A 16,184-nucleotide genomic window follows, 5' to 3' on the forward strand; every position below is an offset into this window, starting at 1 on the left:
CCCGCAGCCGTTCAGATTTCGTAGTCGAGGGGAACGGGCTGTCCGTAGGTTCCGGAGTGGTACAGCAGCGGTGAGCCGTCCTCGCCAACCTGACCCTCCACCACTTCGACCACCACGACGGCGTTGTTCTCGAAGGACAGGCGCATCTGGATCTTGCCGATCAGCCAGCCGGAAACGTCCTTGAGCACAGGCACGTCATAGGGTCCGTGGGCCCAGTGGTCGCCGGCGAAGCGTTCCTTGGTGCGGGCGAACCGGTCGGCCAGCTCCTGGTTCTCGAGCCCCAGCATGTGCACGCCGATATACGCTGTGTTGGCCACCGCCGGCCACGAGCTGGAACTGCGTGCCATGTTGAAGGTGAAGCGCGGCGGTTTGGCGGAAAGCGAGGCAACAGAGGTTGCCGTGAAGCCGTAGGGGACCCCGTCGTAGTTCACGGTGATGATTGCCACGCCCGCTGCGTGCCGGCGGAACATCTCCTTGAATGTGCCCTCGAAGGCGTCATCATCTGAGGTCACTGGAATCGATCTCCCTACTGCATCCGTGCCGATTGAGTCCCTAGTACAAGACTATGGGCCTTCCGGGCGGATGGGACATTCCCTTGGCGGGCAGGCACGTGGCGCGGAATGCCGGCCAACATTTGTTAGCGTTTCCTCATGACCCAGCCTGCACCCGTCCCTCCGGTCCGCTCCTCCGACGAGGCCCAAGGCGCCCGGCGGCGACCCGGCAAGGGCTGGGCGTGGGCCGCTGGAATCATCGGCGCGGGCATCCCGGCCGGGCTCCTCTGGTGGCTCCTGGCCCCCGGCGGGCAAAACCTCATTTCGGGAAACTCCGCGCTCTCCTCCGGGACAAACAGCGAGGGCTGGCTCCCCCGGGACCTGGTGCTGGCGGGACTGTTTGTCTTTTTGGGCTGCCTGGTGGCTGTGCTGTTGTCCGGCCGGCGGAACGGCGGGACGCGTCGGATGCTGCTGCTGTCCGTCGCGGCAAGCGCTGCGGCGGCTGTCCTGGCATGGCAGACCGGTGTGCTGGCGGGTCGCTGGCTGGGAGGTCCGCAGGACACGACCGGGAATGCCAGCGTAGCCTTCTCACTGCGGTCCCTGACTGTCCTTGTCCTGTGGCCCGCGGCTGTCGCCGCCGGCTTCTTCGTGCTGCGCATCATCGGCCTCCTGCGTGCCTCCGTGGACCAGGATCCGGCGGGCAACAGCGGCGACGGCCGCCCGTGGCAGTAGGGAGTGGCGGTAACAGACGTCCGGGCGCGGGGCCGCGGCGCGTAAAATGTACGGGTGACCACTTCTCCGGACAGCCCCCTGCGCTCGAATTCCCAGGTACGCCCGAACACCCCCGCCGTCGACTTCCGCACCGTTGACCTGCGCGGCCGCAGCCTCAGCCTGGCCGAACTCCGCGAGGCGGTGCCCCGGGCACGGCAGCAGACAGTCGCTGACGCCGAACAGAAGGTCAGCGACATCATCACGGCCGTCCGCCAGCGCGGCTTCGCCGCCCTTGCCGAGTTCGCCCTGGCGTTCGACGGCGTTGAGCAGGCGCATCCGCGCGTTCCGGCAGAGGCACTCCAGTCAGCTCTGGACGGCCTGGACCCTGCCGTTCGCTCGGCCCTGGAAGAGTCCATCAGCCGTGCGCGGCGGTTTGCGGACGGGCAGCGCCCGGCCGACGTCGACATCTCCCTGGGCGACGGCGCAGTGGTGAGCCAGAAGTGGGTACCCGTGGCGCGCGTGGGCCTGTACGTCCCGGGCGGACTGGCGGTCTACCCGTCCTCGGTGATCATGAACGTGGTTCCGGCGCTGGCGGCAGGGGTGGAGTCGATCGCACTCGCCTCGCCGCCGCAGAAGGACTTTGGCGGCCTCCCGCACCCCACCATCCTGGCCGCTGCGGCGCTGCTGGGAATTGACGAGGTGTATGCCATCGGCGGAGCCCAGGCCATCGCCGCCTTCGCCTACGGCGTGCCCGGCGAACCAGGGACTCCCGCCCTGGAACCTGTCGATGTCGTGACGGGGCCCGGCAACATCTTCGTGGCCACGGCCAAGCGCCTCGTCAAGGGCGTGGTGGGGATCGACTCCGAGGCGGGCACCACGGAGATTGCCATCCTCGCGGACTCCACGGCCCGCCCGGCATTCGTTGCCGCCGACCTGATCAGCCAGGCCGAACACGATCCGAAGGCCGCCTCCGTCCTGATCACGGATTCCGTCCAGCTCGCCGCGGAGGTCCGTGAGGAACTGGAACTGCAGGCTGCAACCACCAAGCACAGCCAGCGTGTCCGCGAGGCATTGTCCGGCCCGCAGTCCGGCGTCGTGCTCGTCGACGACCTCGGCCAGGGCATCGCGGCATGCGACGCCTACGCGGCCGAACACCTGGAGATCATGACGGCTGATGCCCCCGCTGTGGCGGCGCGGATCCGGAACGCGGGCGCCATTTTCGTCGGCGACTACAGCCCCGTAAGCCTCGGCGACTACTGCGCCGGTTCCAACCACGTGCTTCCCACGAGCGGCACGGCGGCGTTCTCGTCCGGGCTGAACGTGACCACGTTCCTGCGCGCCATCCAGGTGATCAACTACTCGGCGGCGGCGCTGGGGCAGGTCAGCGGACACATCGTCAGCCTGTCCGGCGCGGAGGACCTCCCGGCGCACGGCGACGCGGTCACTGTGCGGTTCCAAACCGGCCGCTGACCACTACATGTAGTAATCACCCACTACATGTAGTAATTACAGGCTTGTTATTCGGCTATATGTAGCCGTAAACTGGAGCCGGAAGAAGCTTCGGCAAGGGTACGGAAGGCTAGGAAGAACGTGTATTGTCCGTTTTGCCGCAACCCTGATTCACGTGTGGTGGACAGCCGGATGGCCGACGACGGCTCGGCCATCCGCCGCCGCCGGCAGTGCCCCGAGTGTGGCCGCCGCTTCACCACCGTGGAAACGACCAGCCTGTCCGTGATCAAGCGGTCCGGCGTGGGCGAGCCCTTCAGCCGCAGCAAGGTCATCAACGGCGTCCGCAAGGCCTGCCAGGGCCGGCCCGTCAGCGAGGACGACCTCGCGATGCTGGCGCAGGAAGTCGAGGAGAATATCCGGGCGTCCGGTGCGGCGGAAATCGATGCCCACGAGGTTGGCCTGATCATCCTCGGGCCCCTGCAGAAGCTGGACAAGGTGGCGTACCTCCGGTTCGCCAGCGTCTACCAGGCCTTTGAATCACTCGAAGATTTCGAATCCGCCATTGCGCTGCTCCGGCACGAGTCCGACGTCGAGGCCAAAGGGGCGGCGACCCCCAGGGCCGACGGCAAGGGCTCCGAAGCCAAGAACCCCGAAGACAAGGGCTCCGAGGCTAAGAACGCGGCAGACAAGAACACAGCAGAAAAGAACACCGTAGAAAAGAACACCGCAGAAAAGAACACCGCGAAGAGCACGCTCTAAAGACTCCGGTGGCAGCAGCGGAGGGGAAGCCGCAGCCGCCACCGGCTCCAGTGCAAGACGCCGAAGGCGGCAGACCTCATGTCTGCCGCCTTCGGCGTTTCTGCGGGCCGCGGACCGTGCCCTGCCCGGCTACTTGGCCAGTTCGTGCTTGACGGCGATCTCCAGGGCAGCGCCCACGATGCCGGCCTCGTTCTTCAGCTCAGCGGGAACGATCGGGGTGCGCAACTTCATGTGCGGCAGGTACTCGTCGGCGCGCTTGGAGATGCCGCCGCCGACGATGAAGAGCTCGGGGGAGAACAGGAATTCGACGTGGGAGAAGTAACGCTGCAGCAGGACGCTGTACTCCTCCCAGCTGAGGCCGTCCCGTTCACGGGCCACCGCAGAGGCCTTGCTTTCGGCGTCGAAGCCGTCGATCTCCAGGTGGCCGAGTTCGGCGTTGGGCACCAGGTGGCCGTTGAAGATGAACGCGGACCCGATGCCGGTGCCGAGGGTGATGACCAGGACGGTGCCGCCGATTCCGGCGCCCGCACCGTACCGGGCTTCGGCCAGGCCGGCCGCGTCGGCGTCGTTGATGACCTCCACGGGGCGGCCCAGGCGGGCCGTGAGCAGTGCATCAATGTCCGTGTTGAGCCAGCTCTTGTCCACGTTGGCGGCAGAGTGGACCACGCCGTGCTGGATGATGCCGGGGAACGTCACGCCGATGGGGCTGTCAGCCTCGGGTGCGTCGGGACGTGCCGAGAGCTCCTCAACGACCTTGGCAACCACCTCGACCACCGCTTCCGGCGTGGCCGGCTGCGGGGTTGCGAGGCGGAAGCGATCGCCGATCAGTTTGCCCTTCTTCAGGTCGACGATGCCGCCCTTGATTCCGGTTCCGCCAATGTCGATGCCGATCAGCGGGGCGTGCTTGCGGGTCTTTTCGTCCTTCTTGGCCAATGGGATTCCGTTCGTGGCAGGGTAGGGGCTCGGGCTGGGCAAGGATGACTTGCCGGAATGACGCGGGCGGTTGCCTGGCGTCAGGGAAGGGTGAGGATCTCGGCACCCGATTCGGTGACGAGGAGCGTGTGTTCGAACTGTGCAGTGCGCTTGCGGTCCCTGGTGACCACGGTCCAGTCGTCGGCCCACATGTCCCACTCGATGGTGCCGAGGGTCAGCATGGGCTCGATGGTGAACACCATGCCCGGTTCAATAACGGTGTTGTAGGCCGGCGCGGCGTCATAGTGCGGGATGATCAGCCCGGTGTGGAAGGCCTCGCCCACACCGTGTCCGGTGAAGTCACGGACCACGCCGTAGCCGAAGCGCCTGGCGTAAGACTCGATGGCGCGGCCGATCACGTTGATCTGGCGTCCGGGGGCGACGGCCTTGATGGCTCGGTTGAGGGACTCCCTGGTCCGCTCAACCAGCAGCCGCGACTCCTCGTCAACGTCACCCACCAGGAAGGTGTAATTGGTGTCGCCGTGCACCCCGCCGGTGAAGGCAGTGATGTCGATGTTGAGGATGTCGCCGTCCTGCACCACCGTACTGTCCGGGATGCCGTGGCAGATGACCTCATTAAGCGACGAGCAGAGGGACTTGGGGAAGCCGCGGTACCCCAGCGTGGACGGGTAGGCGTTGTGGTCCAGCAGGAACTCGTGGCCGATGCGGTCCAGCTCGTCGGTGGTGATGCCCGCCCGGATGTGCTTGCCCACCTCCACGATGGCCTGCGCGGCGATCCTGCTGGCCACCCGGATCTTCTCGATGGTTTCCGGTGACTTGACCTCTGACCCGGTGAATTTGGCCGGGCCTGGCTTGCCTACATACTCCGGCCGCGGGATCGACGCGGGTACGGGCCGCTGCGGGCTGATGGTTCCCGGGGTAAGCGTGCCGGTGGGTGCGGTCGAGGCTAAGGAAGGCATAGATTGATCATATAAGGCAGTACAGAACGCCATGTAAATTAATGCGCCCGGCGGCTTCCGTTGCGGGTTACGTTACGTGGATCACGGCGGCAGTGTGCTGTTAACCGGAAAGCGAGGAACACCGATGCCCGAGTACTGGTACAACGTCAAGACCCACATGGTGGAGGAAGACGCGATGTCGGACTGGACCCAGCTGATCGGTCCCTACAAGACCCGGGAAGAAGCGGAACACGCACTCGAGAAGGTCAAGGCGCGCAACGAATCCTGGGAAAAGGGCGAGGACGACTGACCCGTCCGCTCCCAAAGTCACGTAGCGCTTCTGGAAAGAAAGCTCCGGTTTAGAACGAATGCTCCGGGCCGGGGAACTGTCCCGACCGAACGTCGTCGCCATATGCCTTGGCCGCGTCGCTCAGGACGGACCGGAGGTCCGCGTACTGCTTGACGAACTTGGCCATTCTGCCCCCGCGGAGGCCGGCCATGTCCTGCCAGACCAGAACCTGCCCCGTGGTCGCATTGCCTGCGCCGATGCCGATGGTGGGTACTGAAATGGCAGCGTCCACGGCCTTTGCCGTCTCCGCGGGAACCATTTCCATCAGCATGCAGAACGCGCCGGCGTCGGTCAGCGCCGCGGCGTCCTCGACAAGCCGCGCGGCGTCGTCGCCCCGTCCCTGCACGCGGTAGCCGCCCAGGGAATGCTCACTCTGGGGCGTGAATCCGATGTGGCCCATGACCGGGATGCCGGCCTGGACCATCGCCCTGACCGTGTCGGCGTAGAACTTGCCGCCCTCGAGCTTCACTGCGTGCGCCAGGCCCTCCTTGAGGAAGCGAACGCCCGTGGCCACAGCCTGCTGCGGCGAAACCTCGTAGCTGCCGAAGGGGAGATCCGCCACCACCAGGGCGCGCTTCGAGGAGCGTGTGACCGCCCGGCAAAGGGGCAGCAACTCATCGACGGTGACGGGAAGGCTGGTTTCGTTGCCAAATACATTGTTGGATGCCGAGTCGCCCACCAGCAGGACCTCGATGCCTGCCTGGTCGAAGATCTCTGCCGTGTACTGGTCATAGGCCGTGAGCATGGCGAAGTGTTCGCCGCTGGTCTTCGCCTGCTGCAGGTGGTGCGTGCGGATCCGGGGGAGCGGCTTCCGTGCGGTCTCCGACGGCGGCGCTGCTGCTGCCATGGGGCCGTTCCCGTAGGGAGCAGGTACTTCAGCGGACGTGCTTGGATCGGGACTGCTGCTTGAGGCCATGGCAAGAGCGTAGTCCGGGACCCGACGTGCTAGCCACCGGCCGCCATGGGATGCCGGGTGATTCGCGTCATAGCGGGTTTGCCCGGGCGGGGCTGCCCGGTCTCCGGCTGAGTGTTAACGCTGTGTTACGCGCTGCAGCCGCGCCAGCATCATGGGTAAATGCTTAGTAAAGTGATTCGTGAGCTGCCGCTGCTCCGTCGTGGACGGACCGGGGCAAGAACGTAGACCGGAGAAGAGGCCTTCATGGACCGCCAGCAAGAGTTTGTCCTGCGCACGATCGAAGAGCGCGACGTACGCTTTGTGCGCCTGTGGTTCACCGACGTCGTGGGCTCGCTCAAGTCGGTGGCGCTGGCCCCCGCCGAGGTCGAAGGCGCCTTCGAGGAGGGCCTCGGCTTCGACGGCTCGGCCATTGAAGGCCTTGCCCGTGTCTTCGAGTCGGACATGCTGGCCCAGCCGGACCCGTCCACCTTCCAGATCCTTCCATGGCGCGGCGAGACGGAGCAGACATCCCGCATGTTCTGCGACATCTTGACTCCCGACGGCGAGCCCTCGGCAGCGGATCCGCGCAACGTCCTCAAGCGCACCCTGGCCAAGGCCGCCGACATGGGGTTCACGTGCTACACGCACCCTGAGATCGAGTTCTACCTGCTCAAGTCGCAGGAGCCCGGCCCCGACGGTTCACCCATTCCGGTGGACGAGGGCGGCTACTTTGACCACGTCCCCGGCGGCGTGGCCCAGGACTTCCGCCGCACCGCCGTGACCATGCTGGAATCCGTGGGTATCTCCGTGGAGTTCAGCCATCACGAGGCCGGCCCGGGCCAGAACGAAATCGACCTGCGCTACGCGGACGCCCTGCAGACGGCGGACAACATCATGACCTTCCGGACCGTCATCAAGGAGGTGGCGCTGCAGCAGGGCACGTACGCCACCTTCATGCCCAAGCCCTTCACGGCCCACCCGGGTTCGGGCATGCACACGCACTTCTCGCTCTTCGAAGGTGACACCAACGCCTTCTTCGAGGCAGGCGCGGAGTTCCAGCTCTCCAAGACGGCGCGCCAGTTCATTGCCGGCGTTCTCAAGCACGCCCCCGAATTCACCGCGGTCACCAACCAGTTCGTCAACTCCTACAAGCGCCTCTGGGGCGGGGGAGAGGCGCCCAGTTACCTGAGCTGGGGGCACAACAACCGCTCTGCCCTCGTCCGCGTCCCGCTGTACAAGCCAGGCAAGGGACAATCAGCCCGGATCGAATACCGCGGCATCGACTCGGCCGCCAACCCCTACCTTGCCTACGCCGTGCTCCTGGGCGCCGGGCTCAAGGGCATCGAGGAGGGCTACGAACTGCCTGCGGCGGCGGAGGACGACATCTGGTCGCTGAGCTCCGCGGAGCGCCGGGCGATGGGCCACGACCCCCTTCCGGCAAGCCTGCACGACGCCATCCGGGCCATGGAGGACTCGGAACTGATGCCGCAGATCCTGGGCGAGCAGGTCTTCGAGCACTTCCTGCGCAACAAGCGGGCGGAGTGGCAGGACTACCGCCTGCAGGTGACCCCCTATGAGCTGCAGCGCAACCTCGCCATCCTTTAGGCGGCTGCGGTGAGCTTGGCCCGCCGGCTCATTACCGCCGGCTTCAGCGACCTCGAGAAGGGCGAACGGTTCCTTGCTGCCCCCGAGCTGGAGGGCATTGACCAGGACATCCTGTTTGCCGGACTGCAGCTGGCGGCGAACCCGGATGCCGCGCTGCAATCCCTGGTCCGGCTGATCGAGAAGCACCCGGACCTGCGGAAGCTGGCAGCGGCGGACACCGAGGTGAGCGAACCGCTCTACCGGGTCCTGGGCGCCAGCGAGGCACTGGGTGAATTCTTGATCAGGCACCCGGAGCACCTCGACGCGTTCAGCGTGACCGCCAGCCCGGAACCGCTCCAGGCCGATCCAGCCGAGCTGCGTGCCCAGCTGCTCAGGTCGGTGCGCGCAGACCCCACTGCAGCCCGGCCGGTGGCGGGCATCTCTGGCCCCGAGGCCTATGAGGCGCTCCGCACCGCCTACCGCAGGGGCGTGGTGGACCTCGCCGTCAAGGATCTCTGCGCCGCTGATCCGCTGGACTTCATGCCCGCCGTCGGCGCCGAACTCGCGGACCTGGCCGGGGCAGCCATCGAGGCCGCCCTTGCGGTCTCCCGCGCAGAAGCAGCGGTGAAGTTCGACGACGGGGAGGTCGCCGATGTCGCACTGTCAGTGATCGGGATGGGCAAGTGCGGAGCCCGCGAACTGAACTACATTTCCGACGTCGATGTCATCTACGTGGTGGAGGCAGGCGAGCTGGACGACGCCCGGGCCAACACCATCGGCACGGCGCTGGCGTCCGGCATCTCGCGCGCCATTTCGTCCCCGGCCCGCGAGCCCGGTCTCTGGGAGGTGGACGCCAACCTCCGTCCGGAGGGAAAGTCCGGCCCGCTGGTCCGGACATTGGCTTCGCACCAGAGCTACTACGCCCGTTGGGCAGAGAGCTGGGAGTTCCAGGCCCTCCTGAAGGCGCGGACCATCGCGGGCGACGCGGCGCTGGGTGCCCGCTACGAGGAGGCCGTCTCGCCGCTCGTGTGGACCTCGGCGAACCGCGACGGATTCGTTGAATCCGTGCAGGCCATGCGCCGCCGGGTGACCGAACACATCCCGCCAGCCGAGGAACAGCGGCAGATCAAGCTGGGCCGGGGCGGGCTGCGCGACGTCGAATTCACCGTCCAGCTCCTCCAGCTCGTGCACGGCAAATCAGATGAATCCCTCCGCCGCCGCGACACGACGTCAGCCATTGCCGCACTGTCCGCCGGCGGCTACATCGGCCGGGCAGACGCAGCCGCGTTCGACCACGCCTACCGGTACCTCCGGCTGCTCGAGCACCGCATCCAGCTTTTCCAGCTGCGCCGCACCCACCTCATGCCGGTCAAGGAGGAGCCCCTCCGCACCCTGGCCAAGGCTGTGCTGGGCCCCTTCTCAACGGACCGGCCACACCCGGACGCCCTCCTGGCCGCCTGGCAGCGGACAAAACGCTCCGTCCGCGAACTCCACGACCGGATCTTCTACCGTCCGCTCCTGAACACGGCCGCCAAGCTGAGCAGCGAAGACGCGCGACTGACTCCGGAAGCCGCGCAGGGCCGGCTCGCGGCACTCGGTTACCGGGATCCGCAGGGCGCACTCCGCCACATCGAGGCGCTGACAGCGGGGGTCAGCAGGCGTGCGGCCCTGCAACGGCAGCTGCTGCCCATCCTCCTGGGCTGGCTGGCTGAGGGGGTGGACCCCGACGCGGGGCTGCTCGCCTTCCGCAGGATCAGCGAGGCCCTTGGCACCACGCACTGGTACCTGGGCATGCTGCGCGATTCCGCTGCGGCGGCCGAGCGGCTGTGCCACATGCTGTCCAACTCCCGCCTCATCGCCGACCTCCTCGAAGTGTCGCCGGAATCGGTGTCCTGGCTGGGGACGGACAAGGAACTGGCGCCACTCAGCTTTGAGACGCAGTGGCAGGAGATCGCCTCCAAGATGTCCCGGCACGCGGACCCGGAAAGCGCCATGCGCCTCATCCGGCTCATCCGGCGCCGTGAAATCCTTCGGATCGCCATCGCGGACAGCGCCGGGCTGCTCCGCCAGGACCAGGTGGGGGAGGCGCTGGCCGAGACGGACCGCGCCGCCATCCTTGGCGCCCTGCGGGTGGCGGAAAACATTGTCTCCGCCGCCGGCCCGCTGAAGACATCGGTGCTGGTGGTGGCCATGGGGCGGCAGGGCGGACTGGAGATCGGCTACGGGTCCGACGCCGACGTCCTGTACGTCCACCGTGCGCTGCCCGGTGCCTCGGACGATGAAGCACAGCAGCAGGCCGCGAAGATCGTGGGCCACCTATCAACCCTTCTGACGCAGCCGCTCAAGCCGGCGATCATGGCCGAGCGGGTTCTTGCCGTGGACGCTGACCTTCGCCCGGAGGGAAAGAACGGGGCGATGGTGCGGTCGCTGGAGTCCTACGGCGAGTACTACCGCCGCTGGTCGCTCATCTGGGAGGCGCAGGCACTGCTCCGTGCCCGGCCGATCGCGGGTGACGACGGGCTTGCCGCCGACTTCGTGAAGCTGATCGATCCCATCCGCTACCCGGCCGCCGTCGCCGACGCTGACGTCCGCGAGATACGTCGCATCAAGGCGCGGGTGGAGTCCGAGCGGCTGCCCCGCGGCGCCGATCCTGCCAGGCATCTCAAGCTGGGGCGCGGCGGCCTTAGCGACGTGGAATGGCTCGTGCAGCTGCTGCAGCTCCAGCACGCCGGAAGCAACCCGGAACTGCGCACCACGTCCACCCTGAAGGCTCTTAATGCGGCGGCCTCGCTGGGGCTGCTGGAAGATGACGACGCCCGCCTGCTGGCCGACGCCTGGCGGCTCGCCAGCCGGATCCGTTCCGCGAACGTGATCTGGACGGGCCGCGCTTCGGACCTGCTGCCCTCGTCCCGGCGCGACCTGGAGGCCGTGGCCAGGTGGTGCGGCTACGAGGAAGGGATGGCCACGGCGTTCGAGGAGGACTACCTGAGGGTGAGCCGACGCGCCCGTGCGGTGTTCGAGAAGGTCTTCTACGGTCACTGAACCGGTGCTAGGTTTGGGCGCATGGCTACCCAAATCTTCATGAACCTACCCGTCAGGGACCTCGACAGATCCGTGCAGTTCTTCAATGCGCTGGGCTTTACATTCAACCAGGACTATACGGATGAGAACGCCACCTGCATGGTGATCAACGACGACGCCTTCGTGATGCTCCTCGTAGAGAAGTTCTTCAAGACGTTCACCGCCAAGGAGATCGTGGACGCGACCTCGGCCACCGAGGCCATCATGGCCTTCTCGGTGGACAGCCGGGATGCCGTTGACCAGATGGTGAGCAAGGCCCTGGCCGCCGGCGGAACTGAATCGCAGCCGGTGCAGGATTACGGCTTCATGTACAGCCACAGCTTCCAGGATCCGGACGGGCACCTGTGGGAGGTCATGTGGATGGACCCCGCGGGTCCGCCCGCCGACGGGGCGGCACCTGCTTCCTGACGGATCATGCGTCCGGACGTATGGCTCATTCCGTTGCGGGACCTGGATGCCGATGCCCGGGCCATCCAGCTGGGTGCGGTGGCGGAACTGGAACTCGCACCGGGCCAGCAGGAGTTTGTGGGCGATCCCCTGCGCATGATGCTGGCAGGGCTCGAGGACGGGTCCCGCAGGCCCTATGTCATCGAGGCAGGCGGCAGGGCTGCCGGGGTGCTGACGCTGCAGTCGGGGGCAGCCCGGCTCGCCGGCTGGCCCGACGACGACTCCGCCTGGCTGCTTCGCGGGTTCCTGATCGACAGGCGGCGGCAGGGCCAGGGCCTGGGCCAGGCGGCAGCATCTGCGGCAGTGGCGGCGGCCGCCAAACTAACGGTCAGGCTGGGAGGCGGCCAGGCCGGCGTCGTGCTTTCAGTCAACGAGCGCAACCCCGCCGGGCGGGGAGCCTACCTGAAGGCGGGTTTTGCGGACAAGGGCGTCTATCTGGGCGGCGAGGCCGGACCGCAGCGGACCATGTACGCCGCCTTCTGAACGCTCATGCAGCCCGGAAACACCGCCGGACCGTTGCGCCGTCACCCGGGTGTGCCTACGCTGTGTCTTGGCAGTGCACTTCAAACCTTGTTGGGGGGAAGGCTTGAAAGGGTCTTCGTCTCGGAGGCACTCGCCGGAACAGGCTGGCTCCCGGTCTCAGCACGCCTGGAGCCAGCTTTCGGCGTCTGAGCTTCCGCAGCATCAAAGGCGCCAGGATTTGGCACGCCAGGATGCGGACCATGCCCGCGCGCAGGCGAAGGGCAGCCGTGCCAGGAGGCTCAGGAGGGCCGAGCTGCTGCTCATCGGGGCGGGCGTTGCTGCCACGCTCATCGCGGCGGCGTACCAGTACGCCGGGATCAGGAGCACTTTGGAAAGCAGCACCGCTTCCTCGCTCTATGCCCAGCAGCAGGAGATCGACAGGATCTTCGTGGATAACGTCGACCTGCAGCCGTACTTCTGGCACCGCGAGGAACTGCCCGACGCATCGGCGATCTCGGATCCTGCGTCGAAGCGGGAGGCAAAGCGGCTGGCGGCCCGGGCCGAAGCGGCGGCCCACCGGATCCTGGATCATTTCGCCCACCTCAGGTACCAGATGGGCACGCAGGCGTTCACCTCCGAACGGGCCGACTGGGAGGCCTACATGCGGCGGAGTTTCGCTGACTCCCTCATTCTGTGCCGGGCTTTGCGGGGAGACCTGGAAGCCTTTGGCGGCACGGGTGCAGAGTCCCTCTGGGGGAGGTACGCGGAGGAACCCTGCCGGGGGACTTAACCGGTGGCGGCCCTTGGCGGTTTGAGGAGTCTCCCGGGGCAGACTAGTAAGCAACCTCCGCAGCTGGGGGACAATTGCGGAGGTTGCCATTTATGACGCTACGCGCACCTGGGTTAGTCACTCAACTTGATAAGCCTGCTGGCCAGTTACAAGCAGTTCACTTGCCTGCCGTATTATCCCGTCTACCGGCACCGTAACGGCCCATCGGGATCTACGGCGACGGTAGGTGGCCCGCTCCGCGCGTGGGGGACGGGACGGGCCACCGCTGAAGCCGATGAACCTCTTCGGGCAGGAGTCCGGCGAACCGCCTACCCCAGCGGACAGAGCGCGCCCGTGTCGGTTAGCCTTTTCGCATGGCTGATGACGAATTCAAGAGGCGCCTCGTCCGTGTAGAGGAGCTGTACCGCGAACTTGTGGCCTTGCGGGAAGGCGCCAAGGGTGGCGTTGGATCGGGTAAAGAGGCGCTTGTTCTAGCAGAGCTGCAACTAGATAACGCATGGCGGGAGCTGTACGAGTTTATGGAGCTTCCGCTTACTCCTGAAGGTGGGACGACCGGGGAGCGGGCATAGTCGGATTCCGGCACGACAAAGGGCCGGCTCCAGGGGTGAAACCTGGAACCGGCCCTTGCTGTAGCGAGATTCTTGCGAACTACCTGCGGACTAGGTCCGCGTTAGCCGCATGAACTGGCTAGACGCCGTAGTAGAGCTCGAACTCGTAGGGGTTCGGGCGCAGGGACAGCGGCCGGATCTCGTTCTCGTACTTGTACTCGATCCAGGTGTCGATCAGGTCCTGGGTGAACACGCCGCCGGCCTGAAGGAACTCGTTGTCCTCAGCCAGTGCCTGCAGTGCTTCCTCGAGGGTGCCCGGAGCCTTGGGGATGTCCTTGGCTTCCTCGGCGGGGAGCTCGTAGAGGTCCTTGTCGATCGGAGCCGGCGGCTCGATGCGGTTGCGGATGCCGTCGATGCCGGCCATCAGCTGGGCAGCGAAGGCCAGGTACGGGTTGGAGGAGGGGTCCGGAGCGCGGAACTCGATGCGCTTGGCCTTCGGGTTGGAGCCCGTGATCGGGATACGGATACCGGCGGAGCGGTTGCCCTGCGAGTAAACCATGTTGACCGGGGCTTCGAAACCCTTGACCAGGCGGCGGTAGGAGTTGACCGTCGGGTTGGTGAACGCGAGGACGGCGTCGGCGTGCTTCAGCAGGCCGCCGATGTACCAGCGGGCGGTGTCGGACAGGCCGGCGTAGCCCTTCTCGTCGTAGAACAGCGGCTCGCCGTTGCTCCACAGCGACTGGTGGCAGTGCATGCCCGAGCCGTTGTCACCGAAGACCGGCTTCGGCATGAAGGTGACGGACTTGCCCCAGGCGTCAGCGGTGTTCTTGATGACGTACTTGAACTTCTGCAGGTCATCAGCCGCGTGGGTCAGCGTGGTGAACTTGTAGTTGATCTCGGCCTGGCCGGCGGAGCCAACTTCGTGGTGGCTGCGCTCGACCTCAAGCCCGGCCTCGTCCAGGGCAACACACATGGCGTCGCGCAGGTCGACCTGCTTGTCGGTCGGGGAAACAGGGAAGTAACCGCCCTTGACCGGGGTCTTGTAGCCGAGGTTTCCGCCCTCTTCTTCACGTCCGGTGTTCCAGTGGGCTTCTTCGGAGTCGATCTTGTAGAAGCTGCCCTCGGGGGAGGACTGGTACTGGACGTTGTCGAACACGAAGAACTCTGCTTCGGGAGCGAAGAACGCGGTGTCGGCGATGCCGGTGGAGGCGAGGTAGGCCTCAGCCTTCTCTGCCACGCCACGGGGGTCGCGGTGGTAAGGATCGCCCGTGCGGGGGTTCACGATGGAGAAGTTCAGTGCAAGGGTCTTCTCCATGCGGAACGTGTCCAGGAACGCGGTGGTGACGTCCGGAATGAGCTGCATGTCAGACTCGGCGATGCCCTGGAAACCGCGGATGGAAGAACCATCGAAAAGCTGGCCGTTGACGAAGAAGTCGGCGTCCACGCTCTTGGCGGGCACGTTGAAGTGCTGCTGAACGCCGGGGAGGTCGGTGAAGCGGATATCGATAAACCGAATGTCTTCATCTTTGATGAACTTGAGGACTTCGTCCGCAGTCTTGAACATCTATGCTCCTTACGCATATTTAATAACTGGCTGTAAAGCCAAGTGGTCCAGCGCAATCCAATGGGCGGAAACACAAAAGTGCCCCGCTCCAGGCTCGCTAGCAACTGTTACCACCCTAGGGATTCGGGATTTCCCGTCCGTGTCCGCTTTGTTTCCGGCAGGTTACGGAACCTACTGATATGTAAACGCTATACGGTGTCCACACTGTGGTCCACGTCCATCCAGAGTGTGAACGTCCACGGTGCTGCTTACGGCTCGGTAAACTTAGTGGGTGGTAGATCGCAAAGACATCGGTTCGTGGCTCAGCGGGCCGGACACTTCCGGCATTTCCAAGTACCCGGGCGAACGCCTGGGCTTTCCCGAGTCGGGCAGCGGATCCATGGCCCGCGCCGGCCGGCGGATCCTGGCGATCACCATCGACTGGACCATCGCGCTGCTGATCAGCAACGTGTTCCTCGCAGGCAATTCCATGGCCACGCTTGCCGTCTTTGCCGCCGAGCAGATCCTGCTGATCGGAACTCTGGGCTACAGCATCGGCCACCGGGTGATGGGCATCCACGTGGTGAAGCCGGACGGCTCAGCGGCCGGTCCGCTGGCCGCCCTGGTCCGCACTGTCCTGCTGTGCCTGGTGATCCCGGCGGTCATCTTCGACCCCGACCAGCGCGGACTCCATGACAAGGCCATGAACACGGTCCTCGTCCGCAAGTAGCCACCCGCCCGAGAGGTACCCCCGGCGGAGCGCCCACCGCTCAAACAGAACGGTGGCAAAGGGGAAAACCGCCGAGAGGCCTGCGAACAGCGCCACTTTGAACGGCCAGCGCTGCAGCCGCCACAGGACAAGGGCAGCCACTCCGTAGCCGATGAACAGTGCGCCGTGCACCGGTCCGGCAATCTCCACGCCGAGTTCGGTGGTCCCGGCGATCCACTTGAAGTACATGCCAGTCAGGAGCGCGGCCCAGCTGAAGGCTTCGGCCACGGCCAGCAGGCGGAAGGCACGGACGACGGCGGACGCGGACGGGAATTTCACAGGAGGCTCCGGCTTCTGTAGGTGCTGGGGTCTGGCTGGTGCTATGTGCCGCTCAAACGGGCAACGCGGTTTAAGCGGGCAGCGCCATTTAAACGGAAGATGCCGCTCAAAATGAAGACGCCCCGGGGCCGACGCAGATGCGGCGGCCACCGGGGC

Annotated in this window: 16 protein-coding genes and 1 pseudogene; 11 read left to right on the forward strand and 6 right to left on the reverse strand. The window is 66.0% G+C overall.

Features of this window, described 5'->3' with window-relative positions:
- Positions 1-11: 11 nt before the first annotated feature.
- The gene (locus QFZ23_RS09155; protein ID WP_306926770.1) at positions 12-470 is read right to left on the reverse strand and encodes a flavin reductase family protein; all 459 of its coding nucleotides are present in this window, start codon (positions 468-470) and stop codon (positions 12-14) included.
- A gap of 180 nt (positions 471-650) precedes the next feature.
- Between QFZ23_RS09155 and QFZ23_RS09160 the strand changes: the two genes are divergently transcribed.
- The 3 genes from QFZ23_RS09160 (at position 651) to nrdR (ending at position 3,410) form a co-directional block, all read left to right on the forward strand.
- The gene (locus QFZ23_RS09160; RefSeq protein ID WP_306922324.1) at positions 651-1,223 is read left to right on the forward strand and encodes a hypothetical protein; all 573 of its coding nucleotides are present in this window, start codon (positions 651-653) and stop codon (positions 1,221-1,223) included.
- A gap of 54 nt (positions 1,224-1,277) precedes the next feature.
- Positions 1,278-2,672 (forward strand): histidinol dehydrogenase, encoded by a 1,395-nt coding sequence (hisD, locus tag QFZ23_RS09165; protein WP_306922325.1) that lies wholly within the window; start codon positions 1,278-1,280, stop codon positions 2,670-2,672.
- A 120-nt stretch (positions 2,673-2,792) separates the two neighbouring features.
- On the forward strand, positions 2,793-3,410 hold the full coding sequence (nrdR, locus tag QFZ23_RS09170; protein WP_306922327.1) for a transcriptional regulator NrdR: 618 nt from the start codon (positions 2,793-2,795) through the stop codon (positions 3,408-3,410).
- A gap of 129 nt (positions 3,411-3,539) precedes the next feature.
- Here the strand turns inward: nrdR and ppgK are convergent, their stop codons facing one another.
- Positions 3,540-4,343: a polyphosphate--glucose phosphotransferase gene (gene ppgK, locus QFZ23_RS09175; RefSeq protein ID WP_306922329.1), complete on the reverse strand. Its 804-nt coding sequence runs from the start codon at positions 4,341-4,343 to the stop codon at positions 3,540-3,542.
- A gap of 80 nt (positions 4,344-4,423) precedes the next feature.
- On the reverse strand, positions 4,424-5,302 hold the full coding sequence (gene map, locus QFZ23_RS09180) for a type I methionyl aminopeptidase (RefSeq protein ID WP_306922330.1): 879 nt from the start codon (positions 5,300-5,302) through the stop codon (positions 4,424-4,426).
- Between the two features lie 124 nt (positions 5,303-5,426).
- Between map and QFZ23_RS09185 the strand changes: the two genes are divergently transcribed.
- Positions 5,427-5,591, forward strand: coding sequence for an SPOR domain-containing protein (locus QFZ23_RS09185; protein WP_306922331.1), 165 nt, complete (start codon positions 5,427-5,429; stop codon positions 5,589-5,591).
- Positions 5,592-5,640: 49 nt separating this feature from the next.
- Here QFZ23_RS09185 and panB read toward each other — a convergent pair whose 3' ends face one another.
- On the reverse strand, positions 5,641-6,546 hold the full coding sequence (panB, locus tag QFZ23_RS09190) for a 3-methyl-2-oxobutanoate hydroxymethyltransferase (RefSeq protein ID WP_306922333.1): 906 nt from the start codon (positions 6,544-6,546) through the stop codon (positions 5,641-5,643).
- 243 nt (positions 6,547-6,789) lie between these two features.
- On the opposite strand from panB, the gene glnA (QFZ23_RS09195) reads away from it, so the two are divergent.
- From glnA (QFZ23_RS09195) to QFZ23_RS09220, 6 genes are all read left to right on the forward strand, one after another.
- Entirely contained in the window at positions 6,790-8,130 is a 1,341-nt protein-coding gene (gene glnA / locus QFZ23_RS09195) for a type I glutamate--ammonia ligase (protein ID WP_306922335.1), read from the forward strand.
- A 9-nt stretch (positions 8,131-8,139) separates the two neighbouring features.
- Complete coding sequence (locus QFZ23_RS09200) at positions 8,140-11,151, forward strand: bifunctional [glutamine synthetase] adenylyltransferase/[glutamine synthetase]-adenylyl-L-tyrosine phosphorylase (RefSeq protein ID WP_306922336.1); 3,012 nt, start codon at positions 8,140-8,142, stop codon at positions 11,149-11,151.
- A 21-nt stretch (positions 11,152-11,172) separates the two neighbouring features.
- Positions 11,173-11,598 (forward strand): VOC family protein, encoded by a 426-nt coding sequence (locus tag QFZ23_RS09205; protein ID WP_306922338.1) that lies wholly within the window; start codon positions 11,173-11,175, stop codon positions 11,596-11,598.
- A 6-nt stretch (positions 11,599-11,604) separates the two neighbouring features.
- On the forward strand, positions 11,605-12,120 hold the full coding sequence (locus tag QFZ23_RS09210; protein ID WP_306922340.1) for a GNAT family N-acetyltransferase: 516 nt from the start codon (positions 11,605-11,607) through the stop codon (positions 12,118-12,120).
- Positions 12,121-12,337: 217 nt separating this feature from the next.
- Positions 12,338-12,889: a hypothetical protein gene (locus QFZ23_RS09215; RefSeq protein ID WP_306922341.1), complete on the forward strand. Its 552-nt coding sequence runs from the start codon at positions 12,338-12,340 to the stop codon at positions 12,887-12,889.
- A gap of 353 nt (positions 12,890-13,242) precedes the next feature.
- Entirely contained in the window at positions 13,243-13,458 is a 216-nt protein-coding gene (locus QFZ23_RS09220; protein WP_306922343.1) for a hypothetical protein, read from the forward strand.
- A gap of 118 nt (positions 13,459-13,576) precedes the next feature.
- Here QFZ23_RS09220 and glnA (QFZ23_RS09225) read toward each other — a convergent pair whose 3' ends face one another.
- Positions 13,577-15,001, reverse strand: a complete 1,425-nt coding sequence (gene glnA, locus QFZ23_RS09225; RefSeq protein WP_306922345.1) for a type I glutamate--ammonia ligase — start codon at positions 14,999-15,001, stop codon at positions 13,577-13,579.
- 271 nt (positions 15,002-15,272) lie between these two features.
- On the opposite strand from glnA (QFZ23_RS09225), the gene QFZ23_RS09230 reads away from it, so the two are divergent.
- On the forward strand, positions 15,273-15,710 hold the full coding sequence (locus QFZ23_RS09230) for an RDD family protein (protein ID WP_306922348.1): 438 nt from the start codon (positions 15,273-15,275) through the stop codon (positions 15,708-15,710).
- Between the two features lie 9 nt (positions 15,711-15,719).
- Here QFZ23_RS09230 and QFZ23_RS09235 read toward each other — a convergent pair.
- A pseudogene (locus QFZ23_RS09235) lies at positions 15,720-16,028 on the reverse strand (DUF3817 domain-containing protein); the annotation flags it as partial.
- Between the last annotated feature and the right edge of the window lie 156 nt (positions 16,029-16,184).

Source organism: Arthrobacter globiformis (genome assembly GCF_030818015.1).
Taxonomy (GTDB): domain Bacteria; phylum Actinomycetota; class Actinomycetes; order Actinomycetales; family Micrococcaceae; genus Arthrobacter; species Arthrobacter globiformis_C.

Excerpts from the sequence above, each read along its gene's own strand:
- glnA (WP_306922345.1), bottom strand. The coding sequence starts at position 15,001 with ATGTTCAAGACTGCGGACGAAGTCCTCAAGTTCATCAAAGATGAAGAC.
- QFZ23_RS09185 (WP_306922331.1), top strand. The coding sequence starts at position 5,427 with ATGCCCGAGTACTGGTACAACGTCAAGACCCACATGGTGGAGGAAGAC.
- map (WP_306922330.1), bottom strand. The coding sequence starts at position 5,302 with ATGCCTTCCTTAGCCTCGACCGCACCCACCGGCACGCTTACCCCGGGA.
- QFZ23_RS09155 (WP_306926770.1), bottom strand. The coding sequence starts at position 470 with ATGTTCCGCCGGCACGCAGCGGGCGTGGCAATCATCACCGTGAACTAC.
- glnA (WP_306922335.1), top strand. The coding sequence starts at position 6,790 with ATGGACCGCCAGCAAGAGTTTGTCCTGCGCACGATCGAAGAGCGCGAC.
- QFZ23_RS09220 (WP_306922343.1), top strand. The coding sequence starts at position 13,243 with ATGGCTGATGACGAATTCAAGAGGCGCCTCGTCCGTGTAGAGGAGCTG.
- QFZ23_RS09160 (WP_306922324.1), top strand. The coding sequence starts at position 651 with ATGACCCAGCCTGCACCCGTCCCTCCGGTCCGCTCCTCCGACGAGGCC.
- QFZ23_RS09210 (WP_306922340.1), top strand. The coding sequence starts at position 11,605 with ATGCGTCCGGACGTATGGCTCATTCCGTTGCGGGACCTGGATGCCGAT.
- panB (WP_306922333.1), bottom strand. The coding sequence starts at position 6,546 with ATGGCCTCAAGCAGCAGTCCCGATCCAAGCACGTCCGCTGAAGTACCT.
- QFZ23_RS09205 (WP_306922338.1), top strand. The coding sequence starts at position 11,173 with ATGGCTACCCAAATCTTCATGAACCTACCCGTCAGGGACCTCGACAGA.